Origin of the sequence: Nonomuraea sp. NPDC052116 (assembly GCF_040680035.1) — a bacterium.
Classification (GTDB): Bacteria; Actinomycetota; Actinomycetes; order Streptosporangiales; family Streptosporangiaceae; genus Nonomuraea; species Nonomuraea angiospora_A.
In genome coordinates this window covers 1-2,721 of the sequence record NZ_JBFAWA010000095.1, presented here as the reverse complement: position 1 = coordinate 2,721, position 2,721 = coordinate 1, and the positions used below count along the sequence as shown (strand labels likewise).

The following is a 2,721-nucleotide window of genomic DNA, read 5'->3' as shown; positions in this document are numbered from 1 at the left end:
ACATGCCACTTCCTAACCCCCCAAAAGGTGAGCATGGTGAAGAGGTTGTTACGCTCCCTCCCCCTGGCAGCGCTCCTCAGCGCGTTGCTGTCCGGGACGCCCGCGCTGGCCTCGCCGACCGACGCCGCGTTCGACCAGTCCGCGGGAACGCTTGACGTCGACTACGCGGGCTACCTGTCCAAACACGACATCGTCTACAACAGGCCCAACACCAACCCGCTGTACGGCATGACCGTGGGCAACGGCCGTACCGGAGCGATGGCCTGGAGTCAGAACGGACTGACTATGCAGACCTCGGGCGTGGACCTGTCCCAGCAGTCCGCGTTCGCGGCAGGGCTGGTCAACCTGGCCACCAGCCCGGGCATGGACACCGGATACACCACCTTCCAGCAACGGCTGTCCCTGTACGACGGCACCCTCACCACCAAGTACGACTCGAACCGCACTGTCACCGTCATGGGGTCGCCGAACTCCGAGGTGATGGGCATCCACGTGGACGACAGCCGCACCGGCGTCTCCAACGTGGCCCTGAACCTGAGCATGTGGGACACGGCGAACCTCCCGAACAGCGGCGACGTGCCCGACCTGAACACCTGGAAGACCGTCTCCACCTTCGCCGACGCGAACGCGGCCGGCCTGAGCCGGGGGCAGACCGACGCCAACGGGTTCGGCTACACGCTGGCCGCCACGGTCGAGGGCGCGAGCTACTCCACCCAGGTCGTCGACTCCCGCACGGTACGGCTCACCATCACGCCCACCTCCAGCTACACCATCTGGTTCACCGCGGCCGGCCGGGTCAACGCCCCCAACCGCGACTCGGTGGCGCAGGCCCGCAACCAGCTCGCCGCCGTGAAGTCCACCGGGTACGCGACCACGGTCACCAACTACCGCAACTGGTGGCATTCCTTCTGGGCCAAGTCGTTCGTCCAGTATTCCGGTCTGTCCGGCGACGCGGACTACCTGGAGAACGTCTATTACCTGTCCACGTACATGATCGCCGCGGCCGGCTACGGCAGCTACCCGGCCCACTTCATCAACGGCGTCTTCAGAGCGACCCAGGACAACACGAAGTGGAGCAACGCGTACTGGTACTGGAACCAACGCGACGTCTACCTGTCCTTCCTCGCCTCCAACCATCCCGACCTCATCGACAGGCACAACAACCTGTACGCCAGGAACTACAACGCCCTGAAGTCGTACACCCAGACGCGGTACAACGTGGACGGCCTGTGGGTGCCGGAGACCATGGGCTGGGACGGCAACGCGCGCGGCACGGTCAACAGCGACTACACCAAGAACATCCTGTCGACCGGCTACGAGGCCGCCTACAGCATGTACCTGCGGTACCGGTACACCAACGACGCGAACTACCTGCGCGACGTGGCCTACCCGTTCATGCGTGAGACGGCGAAGTTCTACTCGGCCATGCTCTCCCACGACACGGCCACGAACACGTACTACATGGCCAACTCCAACTCGCACGAGACGTACTGGAACGTCCGCAACGCGATCACCGACCTGGCCGCCGTGCGCAGCATCTTCCCCCTGACCATCCAGGTCAGCGAGCAACTCGGGGTGGACGCGGGGCTGCGGTCCACGTGGCAGAACGTGCTGGACCACCTGGTGCCCTACGTGGTCTCGAACGGCGCCTACCAACCGCACCAGCCGCCGATCTCGCAGACCAGGAACAACGAGAACGTCTCCGCCGAGCTGATCTGGCCGTACGACGTGACCGGGATCGGCTTCCCCGACCACCAGACCGCGGTCAACACCTGGAACCAGCGGCCCTTCCCCTACGGCAACGTGTGGTCCAACGACGCCGTGCAGGCCGCCCGGCTGGGCCTCGGCGACCAGGCGTACAACGGCATGAAGACCATGCTGCAGAAGTACCAGAACTACCCGAACGGCATGACGAACAACACCAACGGCGTCTTCGAGTACCTCGGCGTGCACCTCACGGCCCTCAACGAGTCGCTCATGCAGAGCTACAACGGCAAGATCCGGGTGTTTCCCGCCGTTCCGGCCGACTCCTCGTTCGCCGGCAAGTTCACCCTGCTGGCCAAGGACGGCTTCCTGGTCAGCTCCGAGCGGGAGGCCGGCGAGATCAAGTACGTCGGCATGAAGAGCGTGTACGGCAAGCAGGCCACCGTGGTCAACCCGTGGGGCACCCAGCAGGTCCGCGTCCGCCGCACCTCCGACAACGCGACCATCACGACGAGCTCGAGCGCGGAGATCGGCTTCGCCACCGCCGCCGGGTCCGTCTATGTGGTGGAGCGCACTGCCAAGCCGCTCAGCTCGTACGCCGCCACCCGGCTCACCGGCGCCGCCAACCAGGGCGTGAAGTCCCTGAGCGGCACCGCCTCCACCCTGGGCCTCCCGACCGGGTCAGCGCCGTCCGGCGCGATCAGCCTGCGCTCGCGCGCCAACAACATGTACGTGACCGCGGAGAACGCCGGCGCCCAGCCCTTGATCGCCAACCGCACGACCGTCGGCGGCTGGGAACAGTTCGACCGCACCGACCTCGGCAACGGCAACATCGCCCTCAAGGCCAGGGCCAACGGCAAATACGTCACCGCCGAAAGCGCCGGAGCGCAACCGCTCATCGCCAACCGGGACGCCATCGGCCCCTGGGAGACCTTCCAGCAGATCAACAACCCCGACGGCACGATCAGCCTCAAAGCCCAGGCCAACGGCAAATACGTGTGCGCCGACAACGCCGGA

At 65.9% G+C, this 2,721-nt stretch carries 1 protein-coding gene; it reads left to right on the top strand.

Features of this window, described 5'->3' with window-relative positions; genetic code table 11:
• Positions 1 to 33: 33 nt before the first annotated feature.
• On the top strand, positions 34 to 2,721 hold a 2,688-nt coding region (locus tag AB0L65_RS62770), incomplete at its 3' end, for a glycoside hydrolase family 95-like protein (RefSeq protein WP_364267553.1).